Origin of the sequence: Qipengyuania sp. ASV99, from assembly GCF_047872805.1 — a bacterium.
In the GTDB taxonomy this organism is placed as follows: domain Bacteria; phylum Pseudomonadota; class Alphaproteobacteria; order Sphingomonadales; family Sphingomonadaceae; genus Erythrobacter.
This window is the reverse complement of sequence record NZ_JBLQUK010000012.1, coordinates 71431-78807: the sequence shown is the minus strand read 5'-3', so window position 1 is coordinate 78807 and position 7377 is coordinate 71431. Positions and strand designations below refer to the sequence as shown.

Annotated in this window: 7 protein-coding genes; 1 reads left to right on the top strand and 6 read right to left on the bottom strand. The window is 62.3% G+C overall.

Going from position 1 to position 7377, the window contains the following annotated elements:
* Positions 1-171: 171 nt before the first annotated feature.
* The 3 genes from dcd to putA all read right to left on the bottom strand — a co-directional run bounded on the left by dcd (position 172) and on the right by putA (position 4577).
* A complete protein-coding gene (gene dcd, locus ACM64M_RS12745) occupies positions 172-726 on the bottom strand; it encodes a dCTP deaminase (RefSeq protein ID WP_416229081.1) in 555 nt (184 codons plus the stop codon).
* A 121-nt stretch (positions 727-847) separates the two neighbouring features.
* Positions 848-1387, bottom strand: coding sequence for a hypothetical protein (locus ACM64M_RS12740; RefSeq protein WP_416229080.1), 540 nt, complete (start codon positions 1385-1387; stop codon positions 848-850).
* Between the two features lie 43 nt (positions 1388-1430).
* Positions 1431-4577, bottom strand: a complete 3147-nt coding sequence (gene putA, locus ACM64M_RS12735; protein WP_416229079.1) for a bifunctional proline dehydrogenase/L-glutamate gamma-semialdehyde dehydrogenase PutA — start codon at positions 4575-4577, stop codon at positions 1431-1433.
* 179 nt (positions 4578-4756) lie between these two features.
* Here putA and ACM64M_RS12730 point away from each other — a divergent pair, with 179 nt between their 5' ends.
* A complete protein-coding gene (locus ACM64M_RS12730) occupies positions 4757-5050 on the top strand; it encodes a YciI family protein (protein ID WP_416229078.1) in 294 nt (97 codons plus the stop codon).
* Between the two features lie 116 nt (positions 5051-5166).
* Here the strand turns inward: ACM64M_RS12730 and ACM64M_RS12725 are convergent, their stop codons facing one another.
* The 3 genes from ACM64M_RS12725 to ACM64M_RS12715 form a co-directional block, all read right to left on the bottom strand.
* Complete coding sequence (locus ACM64M_RS12725; protein ID WP_416229077.1) at positions 5167-5466, bottom strand: GIY-YIG nuclease family protein; 300 nt, start codon at positions 5464-5466, stop codon at positions 5167-5169.
* 127 nt (positions 5467-5593) lie between these two features.
* Positions 5594-6463 (bottom strand): S-methyl-5'-thioadenosine phosphorylase, encoded by an 870-nt coding sequence (gene mtnP / locus ACM64M_RS12720; protein WP_416229076.1) that lies wholly within the window; start codon positions 6461-6463, stop codon positions 5594-5596.
* 40 nt (positions 6464-6503) lie between these two features.
* Positions 6504-7232, bottom strand: coding sequence for a glutathione S-transferase family protein (locus ACM64M_RS12715; protein WP_416229075.1), 729 nt, complete (start codon positions 7230-7232; stop codon positions 6504-6506).
* Positions 7233-7377: the final 145 nt, after the last annotated feature.

Sequence of the window (7377 nt, the reverse complement as noted above, 5' to 3'; positions counted from 1 at the left end):
GCGATGTCAGTGCGCGGCCTTCGACAGGCTCAGGCTGAGCGGGGGTTGCAAAGGATTTCGTGGCAGCAATAGGGTCGCCACGCGCCCGACTGCTTCTTCGCAGACAGCACAATGCCGCCGCTCAAACCCTTGCAATCGCAAGCCTAAAGCCCTTCCCCTAAAGCTTCGCCCCTAAAGCCTTGGTAGCGTCACTCCGCGCTGGCCCATATATTTGCCTGCGCGGTCCTTGTAGCTGGTCTCGCAGCGTTCGTTGCCTTTGAGGAACAGGAACTGGCACGCGCCTTCGTTGGCGTAGATTTTGGCGGGCAAGGGCGTGGTGTTGGAAAATTCCAGCGTCACATGCCCTTCCCAGCCCGGCTCCAGCGGGGTCACGTTGACGATGATCCCGCAGCGCGCATAGGTGCTTTTGCCCAGACAGATGACGAGCACATCCTCTGGCACGCGGAAATATTCGACCGTGCGGGCCAGCGCAAAGGAATTGGGCGGGATGATGCAGACATCCGTCTCGCGGTCGACAAGACTGTCTGCGTCGAATTTCTTGGGATCGACCGTCGCCGAATTGACGTTGGTGAAAATCTTGAACTCGCTCGCCACCCGCGCGTCATAACCATAGGAGGAGAGGCCGAAGGAGATCACGCCCTCACGCCGCTGCGCCTCAACAAAAGGCTCGATCATGCCCTTGGTCTGCGCTTGTTCACGAATCCATTTATCTGAAAGAATCGCCATGCAGGCGTGATTCACGATTGCGCGCCGGGCGGCAAGCGGGGTGAGAATTTAGATGTGGGAGTCTTCTGCTAGCCAGCGTCTCGCGATTCAAAGTGGTTGGCCAAAGTGGTCGAAAAGCGTTTTAATCAATCGCCCGCGCGCCCAATTGCGGGTTGAGCGCGGTGATGTGGTTCAGCCATTTCTTGGGGCGGCGCAGCATGTCGCCGGGATATTCGACGCGGAGGCCGAGGATGCGCGCCATCTCGCCCACGAAATGGATGCAATTGCGCGTTTCGAGGTCGTAATATTTGCCCGGCGCATTCTGCCAGCGCTGCACTTCGGCGATGATCCGGCGGTATTGTGCATCGCTGATCGTCAGCGAGAAATGGCGGTTGGTGCGGCGCACATTGCGCTCGCTCTCGGCCAGAACCATGTGTTCGACCGGCCCGCTGAGCACTTCGGTGGTGGCGCGGCGCGCGGAAAAGCCGTAATTCTCGTTCACCACCTGGCCGCTCGACAGCGTCCCGTCGAGCACGATGAAAGTGTGCGGATAGCGTCCAAGCAGCACCGATCCGTTGAATGAGTGAAAGTGGATCTGCACCTCGGCCATCGCCGCCCCGCTCCACATCAGGGCGATCAGCGCAAAGAGGTGGACGGCAAGGCGGGACAGGCGATGAATCATGCGGCTGGATGTATCGCGCAAATCCTGCTGATTTCAAGACCGCTTAAAGGCTTGCCAGCAATGTTGCATTGCCGCCTGCCGCTGTGGTGTCGATGCACATCACCCGCTCTGTGGCAAAGCGAGCGAGGTAATGCGGCCCGCCTGCCTTGGGCCCGGTGCCCGACAACCCCTCGCCGCCAAACGGCTGGCTTTCGACGATCGCCCCGATCTGGTTGCGGTTGACGTAGAAATTGCCGACCCGCGCGCGCGCCTGCACAAATCTGCGGGTTTCCTCGATGCGGCTGTGCAGGCCCAGCGTCAGCCCGTATCCGGCAGCGTTGATATCCTCCACCACTTGCCCAAGCTGATCCGATCGGAACCGCGCAACATGCAGCACGGGGCCGAAATTCTCGCGCTTCAAGTCGAGGATCGAGCCGATTTCCATGATCGTCGGCGCGACGAAGCAGCCCTTGAGGGTGGATGCGTCCAGTTCGCGCCGCCAGACCTGATGGCCGGACGCCTCGCGCCGGGCGACATGGCGTTCCAGCGCTGCCTGTGCATCCGGGTCGATCACCGGGCCGACATCGGTGGCGATAATCGCCGGGTCGCCAATGTGCAGCGCCTCAAACCCGCCGCGGATCATCGCCAGCATTTCATCCGCGACATCCTCTTGCAGATAGAGCACGCGCAAGGCCGAACAGCGTTGTCCCGCGCTCTGAAACGCGCTGGCGAGCACATCGCGCACCACCTGTTCGGGCAGCGCACTGGAATCGACGATCATCGCGTTTTGCCCGCCGGTTTCCGCAATCAGAGTGGCGATTGGTCCATCGCGGCCCGCAAGGCTGCGGTTGATCGCCTGCGCGGTCTCGGTCGATCCGGTGAAGGCGACTCCCGCCAGCCGCGGGTCGGCGGTGATCATCTGCCCGACATCGCCCGCGCCGGGCATAAGTTGCAGCGCCTCGGGCGGGATGCCGGCTTCGTGGCACAATTTCACTGCCAGTGCGGCGATCAGCGGGGTCTGTTCGGCAGGCTTGGCGATCACCGCATTGCCCGCCGCCAGCGCCGCCGAAGCCATGCCGGTGAAGATTGCGAGCGGGAAGTTCCACGGAGAAATCGTCGCAAACACCCCGCGCCCGTGCATCGACAGCGTATTCTCCTCACCCGTTGGGCCGGGCAGATGGATCGGGCGGGCAAACTGCCGCCGCGCCTCTGATGCGTAATAGCGCAGGAAATCCACCGCCTCGCGCACTTCGGCGACCCCGTCGAGCAGGGTCTTGCCCGCCTCGCGCTGACACAGGCTGAGGAATTCGTCGGTGTGCGCCTCAAACAGATCGGCGGCTTCCTCCAGCAGCAACGCGCGCCTATCGCCGCCCAGCGCATCCCAGCCGGGCTGGATCGCAGCGGCGCGGGTAAAGGCGGCATCAACCTCCTCCGCCGTCGCATCGCGGCGCGTGCCGACTTTCGCCAAGAGATCGTGCGGCATGGTGATGGGAGCGATTTCGCCGGGCGTTTCCGCCGGAAAGGTCGGCTCGGCGCGCCAGTGCAGGTCGGCAAGATCCGCCAGCCGCGCCTGCAGCGGTTCGATCACCAGCGGATCGGACAGATCGACGCCCGCGCTGTTGATCCGCGCTCCGAGAATATCCTTGGGCAAAACTATCGCTGGATTGCGGCGCGGGGACAGCGCGGCAAGCTCTGCCACCGGATCGCCCACCAGTTCGCTCGCCGGAACCTCGGCATCGCCCATACGGTTGACGAAACTGGTGTTGGCCCCGTTTTCGAGCAGGCGGCGCACCAGATAGGCGAGCAATTCCTTGTGCCCGCCGACCGGCGCATAGATCCGCACGGGGGTGGGGGAGTTCCCTTCGATCCGGTGGAGCGCCTCGTAAACCTCCTCGCCCATTCCGTGCAGCCGCTGAAATTCGAACGGACGTCCGGCTGAAAGCTCCTTGACCACCGCCACGGTGTAGGCGTTGTGGGTGGCGAACGCGGGGTAAATCGCGTCGTCATGTTCAAACAACCGCGCCGCGCAGGCGAGATAGGAGACATCGGTGGCAACCTTGCGGGTGAAGACCGGGTAATCATCATACCCGCCGACCTGCGACAGCTTGATCTCGCTGTCCCAATAGGCGCCCTTTACCAACCGCACGAACAATTTGCGTCCGTGCCGCCGCGCCAGCTTCGCGGTCCAGTCGCACAGCGGCAGGCCGCGTTTCTGATAGGCCTGAATGGCGAGGCCAAAGCCATCCCAGCGCGATCCATCGGCGCGGGTGAACAGATCATCGTCTGCCACCAGCGTTTCGATGATGTCGAGCGACACTTCGAGCCGTTCGGCCTCTTCGGCGTCCACGGTGAAATGCATGTTGGCGTCGCGCGCCTTCACCGCCAGCCCGCGCACGATGGGCACGATCTCGTCATGCGCCTGCACCGCATGGAAGTGGGTGTATTTCGGGTGGAGCGCGGACAGCTTCACCGAAATGCCGGGCGAGGTGCCAACGTTGCCAGAGGTTTCGCGCGCCAGCCGCTCAATCGCGCCTTCATAGGCCAGCCGGTATTTCTCCGCATCGGCAAAGGTCATGGCCGCTTCGCCGAGCATGTCGAAACTGTGAGTCAGCCCCTTGGCGCGTTCGGGCCTGGCGCGTTTCAGCGCCTCTTCGATGGTCCGCCCGAACACAAATTGCCCGCCCAGAATGCGCATCGCCTGAAGCGTCGCCTTGCGGATCACCGGTTCGCCCAGCCGGTTCATCGTGCGTTTGAGCGTGCTGCCCATGCCGCGCTGATGCGCCTCTGGCGGGTCCAGCACCTCGCCGGTCAGCATCAGCGAAAAGGTTGCGGCGTTCACGAAGGTCGAGGAGCTTTCGCCAAGATGTTCGCCCCAGTCGATTTCGCCAATCTTGTCCCTGATCAGCGCATCGGCGGTGTCATCGTCGGGCACGCGCAGCAAAGCCTCAGCCAAGCACATCAGCGCGATGCCCTCTTCGGTGTCGAGCCCATATTGCTGCAGAAAGGCGTCGACGCCCGATGCCTTGTGGCTGCGCGCGCCTTCGATCAGGTTGATCGCCAACGCCGCCGCATTGGTGCTGACCCGGCTGGCGGGGGCCGCCTGTTCCAACCGTTCTGCCACGCAGGCTTCTTCTTCGGCGCGATAGGCGCGGCGCAAGGGGGCACGGTCAAGGTAATTGGCGGTGCCGCGGGGCAGGTTCGGCGTGGTCACGGGGAGGGATTGTCCTTTGGCCGGATTCGATGGGAAACCCCGCATTTGGACCCGTGCGGCTTCATGTTCAAGCGAAGTCGGCCTCTGCCCCGGCTGCCCCGTCTGGCGCGAGTCCCGTTTGCGCAGGCGGAGCGCTGTGTTATCGCATTGCCCAGGCGCAGAATGCAGGAGCCACCGCCATGCCGCTATATTGTTTCTATTGCCGCGACGGCGAACTCAACACTGAATTGCGCGAACGCCACCTAAAGGCGCAGCGCGAATTCATGGCCGCGCATAATGAGAATTACCGCGTCGCCGGACCGCTCACCAATGCCAAGGGCGAATTCGTCGGATCGCTGCTGATCATCGAAGCCGAAGACGAAACCGCCGCGCGCGCGACCGTCAACGACGACCCCTATCTGACCGGCGGCGTCTGGCAATCCATCCGCGTGGACCGGTTTGAACCGCTGAAAGGGCGGTGGAAAGAGGGGTAGGGGCTGCGGCGGGTATCGGGTTGGGCTGGGATGCAGGTGGATGGCTGGAATTGCGGTGGGTTTTTGCCATCCCGTCGCCCCGGGCTTGACCCGGGGTCCCGCTTTCTTCGAGATTTTCAGGCCAAAGATGCGAACACATCATTCCACTCCGGATTGGCCTTTTCGATCAGTTCAAACTTCCACTGGCGGCGCCAGCGCTTGAGGCGCTTTTCATGGGCAATCGCAGATTCGATTGCTTCACATCGCTCCGCCCAAACCAGTCTTTTCAATTCGTAACGCGCGCAGAAATCAGACCCTGTCCCTTCGCGGTGCTGGCTGATCCTGAAGGTCAGATCAGCGGTAACCCCGACATACATCGTGCCGCGATAGCGGTCGGCCATGATGTAAACCCAGCCCCCGGTGTTCTCGTGATCCATCGCCGGAGTGAAGAATAAGTGGGACCCCGGGTCAAGCCCGGGGCGACGATAAGGCAGAGGGCAGATTTGGGGTCGCAAGCAGAAAGTCTGCTTTTGACGGCGAAACCGCCAAAACCGCCTTTCGTCGCTACCCCAACAACCGCCCGGCCACCGCGTCCAGTTTTGCCATGAGCGCGGGGTCGTGTTCATCAGGCGCGGTGATGACTGCGTTGTCGAGGCAGGTGTCGATCGGCGATGCGCTGCGGGTTTTGGGCAGGTTTTCGATGAATTTCAGCACCGTCTCGCGCGCCAGCTGGCTGTTCTCCTGCATCTGCGCGACCACCTGCGCGACGTCGACGGCGTCCTCGCCTTCGCGCCAGCAATCGTAATCGGTGCTCATCCCGATCAGCGCATAAGGCAGCTCTGCCTCGCGTGCCAGTTTCGCCTCTGGCACTCCGGTCATTCCGATTATGTCCGCGCCCCAGGCCTGATACATCCGGCTTTCGGCGCGGGTCGAAAATTGCGGGCCTTCCATCGCCAGATAGGTCGCGCCGGTCGCCACCTTGCCCTTGCAAGCGGTGATCGCCTTGGCCGCCATTTGCGATAGCCGAGGGCACACCGGATCGGCCATCGAGACATGTGTGACAAACCCGCTGGTGAAGAAAGTGCTGGGGCGGTGGCGGGTGTTGTCGATGAATTGTTCGACAATCGCAAAGCGTCCCGGCTCGATCTCTTCGCGCAAGGAACCGACCGCGGAAATCGCCAGAATATCGGTGCAGCCGGCACGTTTGAGCGCATCGATATTGGCGCGCGAGTTCAGTTCGCTCGGGCTGATCGGGTGGCCGCGTCCGTGGCGCGGCAGAAACCGCACCTTCACATGGCCAATCCGCCCGCACAGGATTTCATCGGAAGGGTCGCCCCACGGGGTGTCGATCATGAGCCACTGCTCATCCTCGATCCCCTCGATATTGTAGAGGCCAGAGCCTCCGATGATCCCGATGCACCAATCCTTGGCCATGTTCGTCCGCGCGCTTCCCTTTATCTGCCCGTTCAGCCCCTTAGGTCAGGTCCAAGCGCTCGGGCAAGGCCTTGCGGATCGCGCGGTCGGCCTTGGCAAAGGGTCCGGCGATCGAAGCGCGCGCGGTCATGCGGCCAAAATGCGCGGCCAGCGCGGGATAATCGCCGAGCGGCATTTCGGCGACCAGCGCGATCTGCATCAGGATGCAGGTGACCGAAATGTCCGCAATCGAGACCGCATCTCCGGCATAGAAGCTGCGTCCGTTTAACTCGGCATCGAGATAGGTGAGGATCGGCGGCATTTTTTCGTTCCAGGTGGCGCGCGCGGTGGCGAGGTCGGCTTCTTCGCCCTTGCTCACTGCGAAGAAGATCGGGCGAAAAATGCCGAGACCGCCTGTCATGGCGAGCGTGGTGTCGGCATATTCTTCAATCATCAGCGCCCTGCCGTGGTCAAAGGCATCGCTGCAATAAAGCGTCGGTGCAGGGTGTTTGCGTTCGATATAGGCACAGATTGCCGAACTGTCGGCGATTGTCCCTTCGGGCCCTTCGGCGGCAATCGAGCGGTCGCGCAGCACCGGAATACGCTTCATCGGGGAAATCGCGCGGAACCATTCGGGCGGATCGAACACATTCACCGCCTCAATATCGAACGGCACATCTTTTTCGATTGCCACTGCCGCAACCTTGCGCGCGAATGGCGAAACGGGGCTGCCGTAGATAATGAAATCGGGTTTTGCGTCGGGTGCGGCCTCGGACGAATCTTTGGGCATAGGGGCGGGCTCTCCTGTTGGAATGCGGCATAACGACCGCGTTGCATAGCGCAACTGATAGGAGCGGCGCTCTGGCGCAAGACTTAAAGTCAACGGCGCAATCGCAATTGATTTTCGCGCATGAAGGTCCACTTTGGTGCGCGAG

What these genes read in the sequence shown, in the direction of transcription:
- ACM64M_RS12725 (WP_416229077.1), bottom strand. Translation starts at nt 5,466, where the DNA reads ATGGATCACGAGAACACCGGGGGCTGGGTTTACATCATGGCCGACCGC.
- ACM64M_RS12730 (WP_416229078.1), top strand. Translation starts at nt 4,757, where the DNA reads ATGCCGCTATATTGTTTCTATTGCCGCGACGGCGAACTCAACACTGAA.
- mtnP (WP_416229076.1), bottom strand. Translation starts at nt 6,463, where the DNA reads ATGGCCAAGGATTGGTGCATCGGGATCATCGGAGGCTCTGGCCTCTAC.
- dcd (WP_416229081.1), bottom strand. Translation starts at nt 726, where the DNA reads ATGGCGATTCTTTCAGATAAATGGATTCGTGAACAAGCGCAGACCAAG.
- ACM64M_RS12715 (WP_416229075.1), bottom strand. Translation starts at nt 7,232, where the DNA reads ATGCCCAAAGATTCGTCCGAGGCCGCACCCGACGCAAAACCCGATTTC.
- ACM64M_RS12740 (WP_416229080.1), bottom strand. Translation starts at nt 1,387, where the DNA reads ATGATTCATCGCCTGTCCCGCCTTGCCGTCCACCTCTTTGCGCTGATC.